The sequence below is a fragment of the Nonomuraea sp. NPDC051941 genome (assembly GCF_044593615.1).
Genome location: NZ_JBIUCF010000043.1, coordinates 41613 through 57607 on the forward strand (window position 1 = coordinate 41613; position 15995 = coordinate 57607).

Annotated in this window: 20 protein-coding genes; 12 read left to right on the top strand and 8 right to left on the bottom strand. The window is 71.4% G+C overall.

Features of this window, described 5'->3' with window-relative positions; genetic code table 11:
- From ACIHFD_RS49325 to ACIHFD_RS49335, 3 genes are all read left to right on the top strand, one after another.
- Window positions 1-501, top strand: coding sequence for a hypothetical protein (locus ACIHFD_RS49325; RefSeq protein WP_397372782.1), 501 nt, complete (start codon window positions 1-3; stop codon window positions 499-501).
- A 77-nt stretch (window positions 502-578) separates the two neighbouring features.
- On the top strand, window positions 579-881 hold the full coding sequence (locus ACIHFD_RS49330) for a hypothetical protein (protein ID WP_397372783.1): 303 nt from the start codon (window positions 579-581) through the stop codon (window positions 879-881).
- Window positions 882-885: 4 nt separating this feature from the next.
- Window positions 886-1317, top strand: coding sequence for a hypothetical protein (locus tag ACIHFD_RS49335; RefSeq protein WP_397372784.1), 432 nt, complete (start codon window positions 886-888; stop codon window positions 1315-1317).
- On the opposite strand, the gene ACIHFD_RS49340 is transcribed toward ACIHFD_RS49335, so the two are convergent.
- A complete protein-coding gene (locus ACIHFD_RS49340) occupies window positions 1318-1866 on the bottom strand; it encodes a hypothetical protein (protein WP_397372785.1) in 549 nt (182 codons plus the stop codon).
- 284 nt (window positions 1867-2150) lie between these two features.
- On the opposite strand from ACIHFD_RS49340, the gene ACIHFD_RS49345 reads away from it, so the two are divergent.
- The 3 genes from ACIHFD_RS49345 to ACIHFD_RS49355 all read left to right on the top strand — a co-directional run bounded on the left by ACIHFD_RS49345 (window position 2151) and on the right by ACIHFD_RS49355 (window position 4287).
- Window positions 2151-2951 (top strand): ParA family protein, encoded by an 801-nt coding sequence (locus ACIHFD_RS49345; RefSeq protein WP_397372786.1) that lies wholly within the window; start codon window positions 2151-2153, stop codon window positions 2949-2951.
- Window positions 2951-3877: a hypothetical protein gene (locus tag ACIHFD_RS49350; RefSeq protein WP_397372787.1), complete on the top strand. Its 927-nt coding sequence runs from the start codon at window positions 2951-2953 to the stop codon at window positions 3875-3877. The genes ACIHFD_RS49345 and ACIHFD_RS49350 overlap by 1 nt, the downstream gene beginning before the upstream one ends.
- A gap of 71 nt (window positions 3878-3948) precedes the next feature.
- The gene (locus ACIHFD_RS49355; RefSeq protein ID WP_397372788.1) at window positions 3949-4287 is read left to right on the top strand and encodes a hypothetical protein; all 339 of its coding nucleotides are present in this window, start codon (window positions 3949-3951) and stop codon (window positions 4285-4287) included.
- Here ACIHFD_RS49355 and ACIHFD_RS49360 read toward each other — a convergent pair.
- From ACIHFD_RS49360 to ACIHFD_RS49370, 3 genes are all read right to left on the bottom strand, one after another.
- Window positions 4251-4589: a hypothetical protein gene (locus tag ACIHFD_RS49360; protein ID WP_397372789.1), complete on the bottom strand. Its 339-nt coding sequence runs from the start codon at window positions 4587-4589 to the stop codon at window positions 4251-4253. The genes ACIHFD_RS49355 and ACIHFD_RS49360 overlap by 37 nt on opposite strands.
- Window positions 4577-5173 (bottom strand): hypothetical protein, encoded by a 597-nt coding sequence (locus ACIHFD_RS49365; protein ID WP_397372790.1) that lies wholly within the window; start codon window positions 5171-5173, stop codon window positions 4577-4579. Before ACIHFD_RS49365 ends, ACIHFD_RS49360 begins: the two co-directional genes overlap by 13 nt.
- Before the next feature lie 239 nt (window positions 5174-5412).
- A complete protein-coding gene (locus ACIHFD_RS49370; protein ID WP_397372791.1) occupies window positions 5413-5991 on the bottom strand; it encodes a hypothetical protein in 579 nt (192 codons plus the stop codon).
- A gap of 198 nt (window positions 5992-6189) precedes the next feature.
- On the opposite strand from ACIHFD_RS49370, the gene ACIHFD_RS49375 reads away from it, so the two are divergent.
- The 6 genes from ACIHFD_RS49375 to ACIHFD_RS49400 all read left to right on the top strand — a co-directional run bounded on the left by ACIHFD_RS49375 (window position 6190) and on the right by ACIHFD_RS49400 (window position 12450).
- Entirely contained in the window at window positions 6190-7701 is a 1512-nt protein-coding gene (locus ACIHFD_RS49375; RefSeq protein WP_397372792.1) for a UvrD-helicase domain-containing protein, read from the top strand.
- 65 nt (window positions 7702-7766) lie between these two features.
- On the top strand, window positions 7767-8465 hold the full coding sequence (locus ACIHFD_RS49380) for a hypothetical protein (RefSeq protein ID WP_397372793.1): 699 nt from the start codon (window positions 7767-7769) through the stop codon (window positions 8463-8465).
- Window positions 8462-8815 carry a hypothetical protein gene (locus ACIHFD_RS49385; RefSeq protein WP_397372794.1) on the top strand — a complete coding sequence of 118 codons (354 nt, stop codon included), beginning with the start codon at window positions 8462-8464 and terminating at the stop codon, window positions 8813-8815. Before ACIHFD_RS49380 ends, ACIHFD_RS49385 begins: the two co-directional genes overlap by 4 nt.
- Before the next feature lie 134 nt (window positions 8816-8949).
- Window positions 8950-11355, top strand: a complete 2406-nt coding sequence (locus ACIHFD_RS49390; protein ID WP_397372795.1) for a DNA translocase FtsK — start codon at window positions 8950-8952, stop codon at window positions 11353-11355.
- 4 nt (window positions 11356-11359) lie between these two features.
- Window positions 11360-11626 carry a hypothetical protein gene (locus ACIHFD_RS49395; RefSeq protein ID WP_397372796.1) on the top strand — a complete coding sequence of 89 codons (267 nt, stop codon included), beginning with the start codon at window positions 11360-11362 and terminating at the stop codon, window positions 11624-11626.
- Window positions 11623-12450, top strand: coding sequence for a DNA-methyltransferase (locus ACIHFD_RS49400; RefSeq protein WP_397372797.1), 828 nt, complete (start codon window positions 11623-11625; stop codon window positions 12448-12450). The genes ACIHFD_RS49395 and ACIHFD_RS49400 overlap by 4 nt, the downstream gene beginning before the upstream one ends.
- Before the next feature lie 21 nt (window positions 12451-12471).
- On the opposite strand, the gene ACIHFD_RS49405 is transcribed toward ACIHFD_RS49400, so the two are convergent.
- From ACIHFD_RS49405 to ACIHFD_RS49420, 4 genes are read right to left on the bottom strand one after another with little or no spacing between them, the layout of a single operon-like run.
- Window positions 12472-13485: a hypothetical protein gene (locus ACIHFD_RS49405; RefSeq protein ID WP_397372798.1), complete on the bottom strand. Its 1014-nt coding sequence runs from the start codon at window positions 13483-13485 to the stop codon at window positions 12472-12474.
- A 21-nt stretch (window positions 13486-13506) separates the two neighbouring features.
- Entirely contained in the window at window positions 13507-13932 is a 426-nt protein-coding gene (locus ACIHFD_RS49410) for a hypothetical protein (protein ID WP_397372799.1), read from the bottom strand.
- A 27-nt stretch (window positions 13933-13959) separates the two neighbouring features.
- On the bottom strand, window positions 13960-14598 hold the full coding sequence (locus tag ACIHFD_RS49415) for a thermonuclease family protein (protein ID WP_397372800.1): 639 nt from the start codon (window positions 14596-14598) through the stop codon (window positions 13960-13962).
- Window positions 14595-15884, bottom strand: a complete 1290-nt coding sequence (locus tag ACIHFD_RS49420; protein WP_397372801.1) for a phage major capsid protein — start codon at window positions 15882-15884, stop codon at window positions 14595-14597. The genes ACIHFD_RS49415 and ACIHFD_RS49420 overlap by 4 nt, the downstream gene beginning before the upstream one ends.
- Window positions 15885-15995 lie beyond the last annotated feature (111 nt).

A 15995-nucleotide genomic window follows, 5' to 3' on the forward strand; every position in this document is an offset into this window, starting at 1 on the left:
ATGGCTCGTGTGAAGATCCGCGGCGATCTGGCCGCCGCCCTGGCGGCCGGGCCGGTGCGCCGCGCCGTCGACCGCGTCACCGACCGCGCCGAGCAGGAGGTGCGCGAGCATGCGCCCGAGGCGAAGGTCTGGAAGACGGTAGGGGACGAGGCCGTACGGCCGGCGCACCGTCACGCTGACGGGCAGGCGATCCCCGCCAATATCCCGTTCCGGCTGAAGCGGGACGAGGACGAGAGCAAGGCCCAGGGCTGGGACGTGGCCGCCGAGCCGCTCGATCCCAGCCTGCCGTTGCACCAGCGGATCCACTGCCGGTGCGAGATGGTCCGCCAGCCGGGCGCGATCGCCGCGGCGGTCTCCCGCACCAGCGTTCAGATTGGCCGCGCCCGGGTCAGCGCGCGGGTGACGGTGGAGTGGCCGCGCATCGCCGAGTCGGAGTTCGCCGAGCAGGGCGGCGGCTGGCTCGCCACCGCCGCGCGAGCAGCCGTCACCGGCCGCCGCTGACCCCAACCACAGGGACGTAAGCCACGCAGCGCGGCACCATACACCCCGAAGATCTCGACTATCCCGGGGAGACACCCATGTCCGATCGCGTCAAGTTCCGGCTCGCGCACCCGCTCGGCACCGACGACGCCAGAGAGCTCGGCCTCGCCGAGCGACCGTACGCCACGAACACGGAGCTGACCCTGCCCCGCGCGTACGCAGAGCGGCTGGCCAGCTCCGGGTACGTCGCCGGCGCGGACCCGCAGAACCGCGAGACGTACGCCACGGCGATGCGGCCCGTCGTCAACGCCGACAAGCCGCCCATCGCCGAGACGCCCGAGACGCTGGCGGCCGCGCCGGCGAGCAAGCCCAAGCCGGCCAAGACCGGCGCCGGCGAGTAGCCCGATGGCCGCCCTCGCCGATGCTGACGCCGTTCCGCCGGTGATCGCCTACCTGGCGGCGCACCCGGCGGTGACGGCCGCGCTGGGCGGCCCCGGCCGGGTCGGCGGCGACAACGCGCCGCCGTACCCGCGGCTGCGCATCGCGGACATGCCCGGCGGAAGCGAGAACCTCCGTACGAAGGTGGTCGGCCAGCGCATTCAGATCGAGGCGCTTGGCATGCTCGACGGGCCGACGATCGGCAAGGAGGCGCTGCGGCGCATCCTGTACACCGTGCTCGACGCGCTCGCCCAGCTCCCGGAGGCGCCGGCCGGGACCGGCCGAGCGGTCGTCAGCGATGTGGGCTCCGCCGTCGCGGGTGGGTACGTGCCACTTGCGGACGGCCGGCCCCGCTACGTGGCCACGCTCACGGTCACCGTGCGGCCGGGGCCAGGGTAGTCACAGGAGCGTCATCTGCCCCATGGCGGCCATCTGCTCCGCCTCGGCGACGAAGCGGCGAATGCGCCGGCAAGTGCGGCACTCGCGGTGGCCCGGCCGGTCGGCCCGCATCTGAAGGTTGCCGCCGTTCAGGGGGTGACCCCGCCAGCAGTGGGTTTTGCGGGCATTGACCGCGGTCGGGCTTCCGGACCGAAGGTTGTTCTCCCGCCCGGTCGTGGCATACCAGTGGGCGGGGTTCGCGCAGGCCCGATGCGGGCATGCGTCGCCGAGCTGGCAGAGCTCGTGATGGTGGCACAGGTGGTCAACCTGCCAGCCGTCCGGGATGGGCCCGTGGATGGTCGGGTACAGCACGCGGTGCAGAAGCTCCGGCCGCCCGGCCACCGTAATGACGGCATAGCCGCGCTTATTGGTGCGTCCATCCCATGGCCAGCAGGCGCCTAGCTGAGGGGCGTGCTCAGGGACGGGCCCGGACATGTTGACGCGCGATAGCCAGCGCCGCCCCAAGCTGGGCGGGACGACCGGAAGGTCAGGAGATACCGCGAGCGCCATTCCCATGCCTCCCCTGATGAGTCCGAGACGTTAAGCCTGCCGGTGTTCCTCATACGGAAGATCGCCATCGTACGCGCTCGCGTCCGCACATAGCGGGATCGACACGTTCTCGAATTCTCGAATTCTCGGAGTCATGCTTTCTCGGAGTCTCGAAGCGAGTCGGCCGGGACATCTCGGCGGTGATACTCCGTTCTTTTCCCGTGTGGATACCAGACGGGGGAGGGCCATCGGCGATACGATCAGCGACCGCAACCATCTACCGCCAAGTAGCCAGGAGTATCGCCATGCCCGCGATCGTGGCATCGATCGTCAGTTTGAAGGGCGGGGTCGGCAAGACCACGACCACCGCTAATATCGCCGCCGTCGCGGCTGACACCTACGGCCTCCGCGTGATGATCGGCGACGCCGACCCCCAGGGCCACCTGAGCGATTGGTTCGGCATCAAGCGCAGCCCCGGGATGGGCTTCGCTGAGCTGCTCAACCCGCCGGACTCCGGGCGGATCGACGTTCGCGCCGCGCTGCAGCAGCCCGACCCCGAGGTCCCCTTGTGGGTTCTGCCCACCTCCTACCTCGAAATGGAGGACGTGGAGGTGAAGCTCAGCACGGTGCCGGAGCTGGGCGGAATCTGGTCGATGAGCCGCGCCATCCAGCCGTTGCTCAACGACTTCGACCTCATCCTCCTAGACACGCGCCCGACTCTGGGCAACCTAACCTCGGCCGCCGTGTGCGCAAGCAATGTGGTGCTGCCGATCACGGAACCGCGGCTGCCGTCGCTGCAGTCCACGCTGGCGGCCGTGGCCAAGGCGGAGAGGATCCGCGAAAAGCAGAACGCATCACTTGTCGTCGGGGGGTGGCTCCTCAACAAGTGGGGCGACCATGAGGAAGCCGACAAGGTGAAGGGCGAGCTCCAACGACGCGAGGTGCCGGTCTTCCAACCGGCGATCTACACCGGCGAGTACATCCCCAAGGCGTACATCTGGGGCAACCCGGCAGTGTGGCAGTTCCCCAACAACCGCGGCGCCCACCAGGACTACAAGCCCCTCGTGGGCGGCATCCTCACCTCCTTTGGGCTGGTGGCTGCGTGATGGCCGACACGAAAAGCGAAGAGCGCAACGGCCGCCGGCGGCGCGGCCAGCGTGACGTGGCCGCGGACACCGACCAGACCGTGCGGCACGCTGTCCAGGGTCTCCAGGCGCCACCACCGCTCAACATCCGGCCTGTGACGCCCCCCGAGGACGTGAGCGCTGCACCCGCCCCGCTGGCCGCACCGCCTGATGTCCCCCGGTCGGCGTCGCCGCCTGCAACCGAGGCGGAGGCCTCGACGGCCCTCGCCGAGGCGCCGTCGGTGCCCAGCCAATCGGCAGCGCCAGAGCTGGTGACGCCAGCGGTCAAGGACACCGAGTCCTCCCCGGCCGCGCCCGCGGTCGAGGCCGCGCCCGCAACGCCGGCGATCGAGGACATCGAGAACACTCCGGCGGATGAAGATCCCTCAGCCGCGAAGGACAAGGCTACTGTTCCCGCGGTCAAGGACGCGGCGGCTCCTCCTACCAAACGGGCACGACGGCGCACGCCCACCCTCGGGCCGACGAGCCTGCGCAACCGGGAACCGCGGACCAAGCACACCATCACCATCTTGCGAGACACGGCCCTGCGGATCCTCAAACTGCAGTACGTCGAGACGATGAACGCCGGCAGCGAGCAGCCGAAGTGGCCGCACATCGACGCGGCCCTCGCCAGGCTCCACCCCGACCAGCTCAAGACGACGGAGCTGGGCCTAAGCGAATGGGTCCTCAAGGCCGACAAGCTCATGGAGGAGCACAACAGCGACGACTTCGTGTCCGAGGGCGCCCTCATGAGGGTGTCCACCAAGGAAGCGGTGCGGACGCTCCGGGTCCGGATCAAGATGCTGGGCGCCGCCCACGTCGGCGCCCAGTGGGTCGTGACCGCCGCGCTCGAGGATTACCTCGACCAGATCGGCGCCCCGACGCTCGACGAGAACGACCCGATGTAGCCAGCGGCCGGGGCGGGCCAGCCGCCCGCCCCGGCCGGGAATTGTCAGTCGGCCACCTCACACTCATGGACATGAGCGCAACCGCCACCCGCCGCCGGAAGTCGCCGGCCGCGCCGCCGCCTCGGGTCCCCGTGCCCGTTGACGAGCACATGCACCTGCTCGGCGAGCGGGTCGTGCTCCGTACCCGGCGCGGCTGGCGCCAGCACCTGCGCGCCGTGTCCAACGTCCACGAGGACGACGACGGCCGCATGGTGATCAACGTGCTGGACGAGGGCGAGTGGTACCTCCTCGCCCGCGCCGGCCGGTTCTCCGACGGCACCACGCACAGCATGATCGAGACCCACCCGGCCGGCCGGGTGTGGGTCGAGGTTCTTCAGCCGGAGTTCAGCGAGGCCACGACCCTGACGTAGGAGAGCGACGCATCGAACTGGCTCGGCCGGTGCGACGCCTCGGTGACCGTCCACACGCGACCGGTGCCCGCCTCGACCACGTGTACGCCGGCGGACAGCGGCCAGAACGCCGGGTCCAACCCGAGCACCCACGGCCCCGGGCCGGTCTCCGGATTGTCGTCGGCGTCCGGCTCGTCCACGATGCGGCCGGGCAGCGGCCCCTCGAGCGGCCCCAGCCCGGTCATGACCCGAGTGCCGTGCCCGTCCACGCCGACCTGCGGCCGGCGGACGCCGAACTCCCGGTCCGCGGCTACAACAGCCACGCCGCCCCCGTCTGCGCCGGATGCGGCCCGATCCCCGGCCGCTGTGACACCACGACGCGCTGCCACTGCTCGAGCGTGTCCAGGGTCGGCGACGCCCCCGCGGCCCCCGACCCGGACGCTGCCCCCGAGGTCTCGTACTCCACGCCCTGACCCTCGACGTTGACACGCGTGATAATCCGCGCGCCGGCGGCGTTCTGCGCCAGCCGGCGCACCGGCTTGGAGGTGACCGCTGCGGCGATCACGTACCGCATGAGCGCCTGCCCGTACACCAGGTCCTGCTCCGGATCCAGGCCGGCCCGGTAGGTGATCGTCCAGCCGCCGGTGGGCGCCCCGCTCACCTGGTCCACCTCCGGCACGGCCGACAGGACCTCCAGGACTGGGTCTTGATCGAGCAGCCAGCCGTCCGGGCCGGCGGCCACGCCGCGCTGGGTGAACGTCGCCGGCACCGCGGGCCGGCCGAGGTAGGCGACCACCTCGCGGTAGCCGTCGGCGATCGCCTCCTCCACCGCCGGGAGGGCGTCCTCGCTGAGCGGGAGGGGCAGGCCCGCGTGTATTGCGACCTGCTCAGGCGTCACCGTTGTCACCTGGCGCTCCTTTCTGCTGCTGGGGGAAGGGGTGGGTTCCGGCAGAGGGGGCCGTCGTCCCCGCTCACATCGCCGCGGCGCAAGGGTCCCCCTCCTTACCGCCGGCGGCGATGCTCGTCGAGGCGAACGCCCTCTCTGCTCGGAACCGGTCTGACCGCGGCCCAAGCTCGGGTGCCCGGCCGGTCGTGCCTCCCCCCCACCAGGGCACCACCGGCTCACCAAGCTCAGGCCGCGGAGCTTTAGTCCGCGGGCTTCGCCGCGGTCGCGGCCTCGCGCTGGGCGCGCAGGTCCGTCTGAACCTTCGCGGCGTGGTCGCGCGGGAGCGACCAGCCAGCGGGGAACAGGAGCTGCTCCGTGGGCCGTAGTGCGCCGGGCAGGAAGTGCCGGCGGATGATCGGCTTCGCCACGTTCACGTATGTGAAGTGGGCGCCTGGGTCCGTGAACAGCTCGTCAGGGTCGGCTGGGGTGCCATCCGGCCACACCAGGTCCACGAACTCGCTGCCCGGAGTGGCGATCATGTTGATCTGCACGGGCGGGCCCGTCGGCTCCGGCGGCGCGAGCGGCGCGGACGGCGGTTCGAGCGGCGCCGCCTGGGCGGTCGTGGTCGCGCCCGGCGCGAGCTTCTCAGGGTCGAGCGGAGCCGTCGGCGCGGCCGCCGTGGCGTCGTCGGGGTCGAGCGGCGTGAGCGGCGCGGCCGGGGCCGGCGTCGGGGTCGCGTCCGATGCGGCGCCAGTGTCCGCCGGGCCGCCCTCGCCGGTGGTGTCGGTGGTCTGCGCCGCCGGGTCGGCGGCCGCCGTACGGGTCTTGCGAGGCGCCACGAGGCACCGCCTTCCGATGATCGCGGTCTGTGCGGACGACGTAAGCAGGTTTCTCTGCTTACGTCCCTGGCGCCCGGCGGCAACGCATCCCTGGTCGAGGCGGCCAACCCCTCCTCAACGCAATAAATCTCCTGTAATATTTGGGCATTAGATGGGGATGCGGCCCCATCGAATTGAGTTCCAGGAGAAACAACCCCAATGCGCCTCACCCACGAGCAGCAGGAAGTCGTCGACGCGGCCCGCGCGGGAAAGTCGATCACCGTCCAGGCCGGTGCCGGTGCCGGTAAGTCGGCCACCCTCAACGAGGTCGCCAAGGCTCTGCGCGGCCGGAGGATCCTCTGCGTCGTCTACAACAAGAGCGTCCGGCTCGAGCTGATGAACAAGATGCCGCGTGGCGTGGCCTGCCACACCAACCACAGCTACGCGCGGCAGATCATCCGTAACCACTGGTCCGGGCACCTCGACCGGATGGACGGCAACCGCCAGAGCAGCCAGCAGCAGGCCAACATCCTGCGCCTGACCGGCCCCGAGCGGATCAACGCCAACGTCGTCCTCACCCCCGCCCAGCGCGCCCGTCTGGCCATGGGCGCCATCAACAACTGGTGCAAGTCCGCCGACCTGGAGCCGCTGCCCGAGCACATCGCCCCGCCCAAGAGCATCACCGACCCCGATGACGTGCTCCGTCTGCGCGAGGTGATCATGCCGGTCGTCGAGGCGGCCCGCGCCGACATCCGCGCCAAGAACGGCGAGCTCCGCTGGCAGCACGACTACTACCTGAAGATGGCGCAGCTCCTGGTCACTCGCTACGGCCTGACCCTGCCGTTCGACCTGATCATGGTGGACGAGTGCCAGGACACCAACCCGGCCGCCGCCAGCCTGTACCTGGACACCCAGACCTCCGCCCAGCGGATCATCGTCGGCGACAGCGCCCAGGCCATCAACGGCTGGAACGGCAGCGTCGACATCTTGCGCACCTTCGCCAGCGACGTGCTGCTCTTCCTCACCAAGAGCTTCAGATTCGGGCCCGAGATCGCGGCCGAGGCGAACAAATGGCTCAGCCTGCTCGGCGCCCGGCTGCGCCTGGAGGGCCACACGCCGATCCACTCCACCATCGGCGACGTACCCAGCCCCGACGCCATCCTCTGCAGGACGAACGCCGCCGCCATGGGCGAAGTCCTCGCCGCGCTCAAGGCCAACCGCACCCCGGCCCTCGTCGGCGGCGGCGGCGAGATCGAGCGCCTCTCCGAAGCCGCCATCCTCCTGCAGGCGGGCCAGCCCACCGATCACCCCGACCTAATGGCCTTCCCCTCGTGGGCCATGGTCGAGGACTACGCCGAGAACGACCCGCTCGGCCAGGACCTCAAGACCTTCGTGGACCTGGTCAACGCCTACGGCGCCCAGGAGATCCACCGGGCGGCCCGCCAGATCAAAAAGGCCGAGCACGCCCGCCCCGGCGACACGATCATCTCCACCGCACACAAGTCCAAGGGCCTGGAGTGGAACTTCGTCCGCGTCGCCGGTGACTTCCGCCAGCCCAACGACAACGCCCTCCTGACCGGCCAGCCGCCCGTCAACGACGAGGAGCTCATGCTCAACTACGTCACGGTCACCCGCGCAAAGACGCGGCTGGAGCGCGGCTCGCTCGACTGGATCGACTCCTACGCCTCCCGCCGCCCGCGCACCTCCCGCCGCCTGGCCTCCGTCGCCTGACCCTCCACCACCCCACCGCCCCCGGGCCGACCCCGGGGGCGGCCCCCACAGGAGCACCTCACAGCATGCTGAACACCACGATCACCGACCTGGAGAAGCGGCGCCTGCGCCTGGCGGCCGCGCTCGAGGTCGCCAACCGCGACAGCAGCTACGCCGGCGAACGCGACACGGCGCACATGCTGGCTGCCAGGCTCCGCACCCGTATCTACCAGATCGAACGCGACCTGCCGACCGGCGCGGGCCACGTCGTCATCCCGGCCCGGGCCGGGTTCGGCAAGGTCCGCCTCGAGCTGACGTGTGACCTGATCCTCCGGCTCGGCGGCTGGGTGTCTGTTCTCGCGCGCCAGGTCACCTTCAAGCACGGCGACGCCGTGCTCACCTGGACCGCCCGCGCCGACCGGGTCGCCCGCATCGAGGCCCTCGTGCCGGAGTTCCTCGACGACATCGACACCGCCGCGCTCGAGGCTGCCCGCGGCCACCGTGCCTACCTGCGCAGCCTGCCGGAGACGGACCACGACCCGGCCTGGCGGGACTCGCTCGTCCGCTCCTACCGCCGCGATTTCCTACGCCACTACGGCGCGGCCCTGATTCACCACATCGTGACCGGCAAGCGCACCGAGGCTGCCGGGACCGTGCGCGGCCGGTCGGCGTTCCATGACGCCCTCACCGCGGCGGCGACCGCCGACACCACCCGCTACCAGCTCGACGGCTCGCGCCGCGTCATCGCCCTGCCCGCCGCCCCTCACCACCGGAGAAGCGCGTGATCATCCCCAAGCGGACGGACATCTGCATCCCCGCCGGCCACCAGTTCCGGGTGTGCAGCGACCACACCAGCAGGCCGCCCCGCCCGATCGGGCTGCAGTGCACGTGCTGCGAGTCCTGGTGGCCGCTGCGCATCAGCAGCGTGGAAGTCGTCTTCAACGACCAGCCCCGCGTTGGCCACACCCCCGACGAGCGGCGGCCCGACCACACCCGGTGCGGCCGCCCTCTCACGCCCGGCACCTGGACCACGGAGGAGGGGACGGATCTCGGCTGCGGCGGCTGCATGGCGCTCCCCGCCAGCGGCCAGCCCGCCGAGCAGGGCCAGCTCGATCTGTGGGCCGACCTCGACTAACCCCCGCCGCGGGGGGGGGGGGCCCCCCCCCCGGGGCGCCCCCCCCCCCCCCCCCCCCCCCCCCGCCCGCCCCCCCCCCCCCCCCCCCCCCCCCCCCCCCCCCCCCCCCCCCCACCCCCGTTCAGGAGGACCTCATGGCCACCGCCCGCAAGACCACCACCAAGTCCCGCGCCAGCCGCCCGCGGAGCGCCGCCACGCGCACGAGCAAGCCCGCCGCCGGCCGTACGGCCGCACGCCACGCCAAGCGGCTGCTCGGCTGGACCGCCCACACCGTCAAGAACCTCGACCCCGACCTACGCCGCGACGGCCTGGCGGTGATCTGCGCCGCGCTCACGCTCATCATGGCGCCGATCGTGTGGGGCATCGCCGACGGCCGCATGGCCGCCGCCGTCGACGCCGTCGCCGTCGCCCTGTTGGGCGATCTGACCTGGGCGTTGCCGTTCGGGACGCTCGGGCTCGGCTGGCGGCTGCTGCGTCCGCCCCCGGGCGGCAAGCTCGGTTGGACGTTAAGCGGCTGGGTTGCCATCCTCCTCGGCGTGCTCGGCATCGTCCACCTCCTCCACGGCGTGCCCGACGCGCTCGCCGGCGACGGTGGCGGGCTGCTCGGGTGGATCACCGCGGCGCCGCTGGCCGCCCTCCTGCCTACCGGGTGGGGCATCGCCGTCCTTGTCCTGGTCGTGGGGGTGGGCATTCTGCTGGCCACGCGCACGCCGCTGCGCGAGGCGTGGCCGCGTTTGCGCGCGGGGGCCTCGGCCGTGCGCCGGGCGATCCCGGCCCGGCCGCGCCGCACCGCGGCCGCCGACGACGAGGGCGCCGACGTGCAGCCCGTCGCGGCCCAGCCCGCGGCGGCGGCATCCGAGCCGCAGCGTCCGCTGGCAGCCGCCCCGGCGCAACCCGCCGAACCCGCGCCCACCGGCCAGACCCCGGCGCCGACAGCAGAGCCCACGCCTGCGGCCGTCGCGCCCCCGGCCGCCACGGCGGCGGGCGACAGCGCGGCCGAGCCTGCCGAGGAACCGGTGGCCGCCCGGCCGCAGGCGATCCCGCTGCCGCCGGCGGCGGCCCGCCTGCCCGACCCGGCCACGCTGACCGCGGGCCCCGCCCCCAAGCCGCACACCAAGGCCAACACCACCGTGGTGGCCGCGCTCGGCAGCGTGCTCGAGCAGTTCAACGTCAACGCGCAGGTGGTCGGCTTCACCCGGGGCCCGACGGTGACCCGCTACGAGATCGAGCTGGGGCCCGGCGTGAAGGTGGAGAAGGTCACGGCGCTCACGAAGAACATCGCCTACGCCGTCAAGTCCGCCGACGTGCGGATCCTGTCGCCGGTCCCCGGCAAATCCGTGATCGGCGTGGAGATCCCGAACACCGACAAGGACCTGGTGTCCCTGGGCGACGTGCTGCGCTCCCAGGTGGCGCAGGCGGACCACCACCCGATGATTGTGGGGCTGGGCAAGGACGTCGAGGGCCGCACCATCCTCGCGAACCTCGCCAAGATGCCCCACCTGCTCATCGCGGGCGCCACCGGCGCCGGTAAGTCGGTCTGCGTCAACGGGCTGATCACCAGCATCCTGATGCGGGCCACGCCCGACGAGGTGCGCATGGTGCTGGTGGACCCGAAGCGGGTCGAGCTCAGCGTGTACGAGGGCATCCCCCACCTGATCACGCCGATCATCACCAGCCCGAAGAAGGCCGCAGAAGCCCTCGAATGGGTCGTGGGCGAGATGGACCGGCGCTACGACGACCTGGCGGCGTCGGGGTTCAGGCACGTCGACGAGTTCAACAAGGCCGTGCGGGCGGGCAAGCTGCAGCCGCCGCCCGGGAGCGAGCGGGTCTACCAGCCGTACCCGTACCTGCTGGTGATCGTGGACGAGCTGGCCGACCTCATGATGGTGGCCCCGCGCGACGTCGAGGACTCGATCGTGCGCATCACGCAGCTCGCCCGCGCGGCCGGCATCCACCTCGTGATCGCCACCCAGCGGCCCTCCGTCGACGTCGTCACCGGCCTGATCAAGGCGAACGTGCCGTCCAGGCTCGCGTTCGCCGTGTCGAGCCTGACCGACTCGCGGGTCATCCTCGACCAGCCGGGCGCCGACAAGCTCACCGGGCAGGGTGATGCGCTGTTCCTGCCGATGGGCGCCAGCACGGCGATCCGCATTCAGAACGCGTTCGTCTCGGAGAAGGAGATCGGGGAGGTGGTCGCTCACTGGGCGACTCAGCCCGCAGCCGCCGTGTTGCCCGAGCTCGCGCCCGAGGCCGCGGCCAAGCCCGCGCTGCTCGAGGAGGTCGGTGACGACCTCGACCTGTTGCGCCAGGCCGCCGAGCTGGTCGCGACCACGGGGTTCGGCTCGACGTCGATGCTGCAGCGCAAGCTGCGGGTCGGGTTCGCCAAGGCCGGGCGGCTGATGGACCTGCTGGAGACCATGCGCATCGTCGGCCCCAGCCAGGGGTCTAAGGCGCGCGAGGTCCTCGTGGGCGCCGACGGACTGCCCGCGCTGCTCGCTGAGCTGCTCGGCGACTCCGCCGGCGACGAAGAGGAGGCGTAAGACGGTGGCGACCCTGCTGGCGGTCTTCGGGCCCGGCGGCCGCGTCCAACGGTGCGACGCTGGCTGCTACAACGCCCGGGGCAAGGACTGCGACTGCATCTGCGAGGGCGGCAACCATGGCCGGGGCCTGCAGTACGCCCTCGTCTTGAGCCGGGAGCAGTACCAGCGGTGGATCGCCCGCGCCCGCGAGAAAGACCCCGAGATCGAGCACATCGAGATCGGCATGGAAGTCCAAGCAATCCCACTGTTCGACGAGGTGGTACCTGCATGACCCCGACCCCGTATTGGACCGATGGCACCGTCACCCTCTACCTCGGCGACTGCCGCGAGGTCCTGCCCGGCCTGACGGAGCAGCCGGTGGCGTGCGTGGCCGACCCACCGTATGGGGAGACCATCGCCGACTGGGACGTGTGGCCCGACGGGTGGGTGGCCGCGGTGGGTGACGTGCTGCCCGCCTCAGCCAGCTTGTGGTGTTTCGGCAGCGCGCGCATGTTCCTCGACCGCGCGTATGAGTTCGCCGGCTGGAAGTACGGCCAGGAGGCGTTATGGGTCAAGCACAACGGCAGCGGCCCCACCAGCCGCGATCGGCTCGTCCGGGTGCATGAGTGGGCCTACCAGTGGTACCGCGGCCGGTGGACCGACCTGCACCACGAGTGGGAGCGCGAGCGCGTGACCGCCAACCGCGGCACCGCGCGCAAGCCCGCCCGGGCGGCCGCGCACCAGCGCGAGGGCCGGCAGAACGCCTGGGCCGACGACGGCACCCGCCAGCCGCGCTCCGTCGCCCACGTGATCCACGCGCCCTCCGTACGGGGCAAGGGCCGCCACCCTGACGAGAAGCCCCTCGCTGTCGTCTCTGCCCTCGTCCGCGAGTCCACGCCGCCCGGCGCCCTCGTGTTGGACCCGTTCGCCGGCTCCGGCACCACTCTGGTCGCCGCGCGGCTGCTCGGCCGGCGCGCGATCGGGATCGAGAGCGACGAACGGTTCGCCGAGATCATTGTCCAGCGGCTGGAACAGGCCACGCTTCTCGACCGCGACGCGCAGCCCGCCGGCACCACCACCGCGGTGCAAGCCGCGCTCCTGGAAGAGCCCGCCTGACGCGCCCGGCCGCGCCACTGCCTACGCGCTGGCGCGGCCCTCCGGCCGGTGCCACTTCCGCCCGTCCCAGGAGTAGTCGAGCGCCCCGAGCACCCGCGCCACCTGCCGCGGTGTGCATCCGACCGCCGCGGCGGTCTCCTTCGTGCTCTCCCCCTGGTCGATCAGGCGGGCGATCTCGTCCCAGTTCGTCTCGCGCGGCGCGCCGCTCGGCCGGCGCTGCACGCCGGCGTCCTCGGCCAGCCGCGCCACGGTGGACTTCGCAACCGCGTACGTCGCGCAGATGTCCAGCACGGACCAGCCAGCCACGTACGCGGCCACGATCTCATCAGAGGTGTCGCGCGTCGAGGTGATCCGTCCCCGCAGCCTCACCCCGGCCCGGCGGAACCGCCTGTACAGCAGCGACACCGAGCAGCCGTGCTCCTTGGCGATCTCCCGCACGGACATGCCGGCCGTGTACTGCTCGGCCATGGTCTCCAGGTCGAGCCACATCGGCGGCGGTCCCGACCGGCGCTGCGAGCTGGCCGCCTGGGCGGGCCTGATGCGGTCTGTGGACCGGTCGGCCAGCAGGATCCGGATGTAGGCCGGGCTCGACCCGACGGCCGCCGCGATCTCCTTCGCAGACTTGCCGCGCGCCGCCAGGGCCTTGATACGCCGGTGAGGAAGACGCCGCCTCGCGCCGGGTCCGCGTGGAGGCGCGCCAGCGGCCGCGGCCACCCGCCGCGCCGTGGTGACCGACACCCCGAACTTGTCGGCGATCTCGTCCATCGGCGTCTCGGCCCGGTACGCGGCCACGAGTGCCTTGCGCTGCGCCGGCGTCAACCGCGCGGGGCCGCCCACGCGGAGAGGCTTCTGGATCGCGCCTGCCGCCACCAACCGCTGGAAGATCGCCTTCTGCGAGCAGCGGTGCGTTCGGGCGAGGTCACGGATGGACGTCCCGGCGGCGAACGCGCCGGCCACGTCATCAGAGGTGTGTGCGCGGGCCCCATCATCGGGGCTGTTCGCGTTGGCCACGTCATCAGGAAGGAGATCCAACACGGCGCGCAGTATGGCGACCGATCACGTTAACGTCTTTTGGGTGGCCAGCAGATCGCGAGCGTCATTCCTGCCTGCGGTCTCGGCCGAGGCGACGTCCCCGTCACTCACGGCCTCCTCGTCGCTCGCGGGCTTCTCGTCGTCGGCGGCGGCCGCGCCGGCGGGCACCGGAAGCTCACCGGCCTGGCCGTCGAGCTCGTCAACGTAGCCCACGCGGAGCCGGCGGACGAAGAACGTCATAGTCACCTCGACCGCGGACTCCCTCAGCCCGTCGATGTCCATGCCGATCACGGTGCCCTGCGGCACGTACAGCGGCTGGCCGTCCACGTAGACCTGGGTCGGCACGGCGATGGTGGCCGGTCCCTCCCGCCGCCCGTCAGCGGGCGTGGGGGAGAGAGCCACGATGTCGATGGTGGCGGCGTGCGCGCGGAGCTTCACAGTGCTGGTCACGCCGGGCATGATGACGACCCGCGACGCTTACGTCTCGCGGCGGCCGCCGTCGTACGGCACCGCGAACCCCGCCTGCAGGAGCGCATCGTTCAGTGTCTGCCCGTCGTGCTCCACGCTGGCCAGGAGCCGCCCGTACTTCTCCCGCTTGTCCCGCGTCGTACGCACCACGAGGCTGCCCTGCCGCGCGGCGACCCAGGTCTGCGCCCACGCCGCGGCGTTCACCCCGGCCGCGGTCTTCAGCTCGGGAGCGTTCAGCCCGGCCAGGCGGAGCTTCACGTCCAGCCACAGCCCGTAGCCGAGGTGCAGGTGGGTCTCCAGGGTGTCGCCGTCGATGACCCGCGTGTTGCCGGCCTGGTAGGCGTACGACGGCTCGGTGGTGTCCGCGATCGTCGCCGCGTACCGGCCGCGCCGGCGCGCGTCGTCGAGCCGGACGAACACCAGGCCGTGCCGTTCCTCGGCCCACTCGCGTACGGCGGCGATGCCGGGCTTCCGGGGGAGGGCGACGTCGAGGAGCACCTGCGAGCGCAGCCCGAACCCGAAGTCCAGCACGCCGGTCACGCCGGCGCGGGAGACGCGCACCTGCTGCAGCCCGTGCACGGTCAGGTCGGCGCCCGAGGGCGGGGCGGCCGACGCCGTCCCGCCCTCCAGGCTCAGACCTGTGATCATGCGGCGAAGCTGCCGTAGACGAAGCTCTCCGGGCGGTCCACGGCCAGGCCGACCCGCTCGCTGGCCTTGATCGTGCAGACGTTCTCCTCAAAGTTCACGGCGTTTTCCGTGCTCACCTGGACGGAGACCGACTCCCTATCGAAAAGCTTCGCACCCAGGCCGAAGCTGCCGAGCAGGTACTGGCCCTCCAGCATGGCCGGGGTGTCGATCACCGACAGCCTCCACACCCGCTTCTCAGCGCCCACGGCGACGGACACGGCGACCCTGTAAGCGCCGTTGCCGTCTTCCTCGAGCTCGATCTCCTCGAAATCGTTCGGATGGAGAACAATGCCCGTCGGATCGTAGTAGGCCAGAATTGCCCTGGTCATGGCCTTGCGGATCTGCCTGGTGGGCTTGTGGCCATTCTCGCCGTTGTAGAGCTGGATGCCGGGGGTGTTGACGACGCCCAGGAGGTTCTCGCCCTGGCCGTTGCCGAACAGCACCTGGTAGTCCTCGGTGAGCTTGACCCCGTCCACCATGTCGCGGTCGATGATCCCGCGCAGCCGCGCCTCGTCACTGAGCGTGTTGTTGTGCACGTACTCGAGGTGGCTGATGGTCGCGATCGCGGCCGTGTACGGGGTGAACTCCAGGCGCGAGCGCGGGGCGCGGCCGAACACGTCGGTCGGGCCACCCGTGGCCGGGCCGCCGCCGGCGGCGGTCCGCTCGGGGACCGGGGTCGCGTTGTTAATAAATCCCGTTTGCCGGATTCCGTGCAAAATATTTGCAGTTGTCCGTTCTGCCGGGAAAAGGTCGCGCACCCTGTTGGGCCTGCGCTGCCGCTCGGTGATGCCGACGTCCTCGGCGTGGCCGAACGCCGGCCCGGTGTGGGTGCCCCCGGAAAGCGTGAAGATGTCCTTGGTGCCGAGCGCCGCGAAGCTGTAGATGCCCTGCTCGACCTTCATCGAGCCGCGCGGAGCCTCGAAGCCCTCAGCGCGCATCTTGGCGTACATGTCGCTCTCGAAGAACGCCTGCGACAGGCTCTTGGCCTCCGGGCGGCCCTGCTCGGCGGCGAGCATGCCGGCGACCGGCGTGGAAGCCGGGGAGTCCAGGTACTCGTTGAAGCCGAGGCGCTTCATCTCTCCGTTGAGCAGCTCCTGGATCTCGTTGCCGCGCTCGATCGCGGCGAGATAGTCCTTCTTCTGCGCCGGGTCGATGACGAACTTGCCCGGCTCCTCTTCCTTGAAGCTGGCGCCGATGCGGTCCACCTCGTCAGCGGCGGCCTTCAGAGCGGTCTTGAGTTCGCGCACACGCGCGTCTTCCTTGACTGGCATTTCTGCCGTCCCCCTGTGCTGATCGTGCGTTCGGATTGCGATCCGCACGCCCGGTCAGCACCGGGACGCCCCGTGATCAGTCGGGCA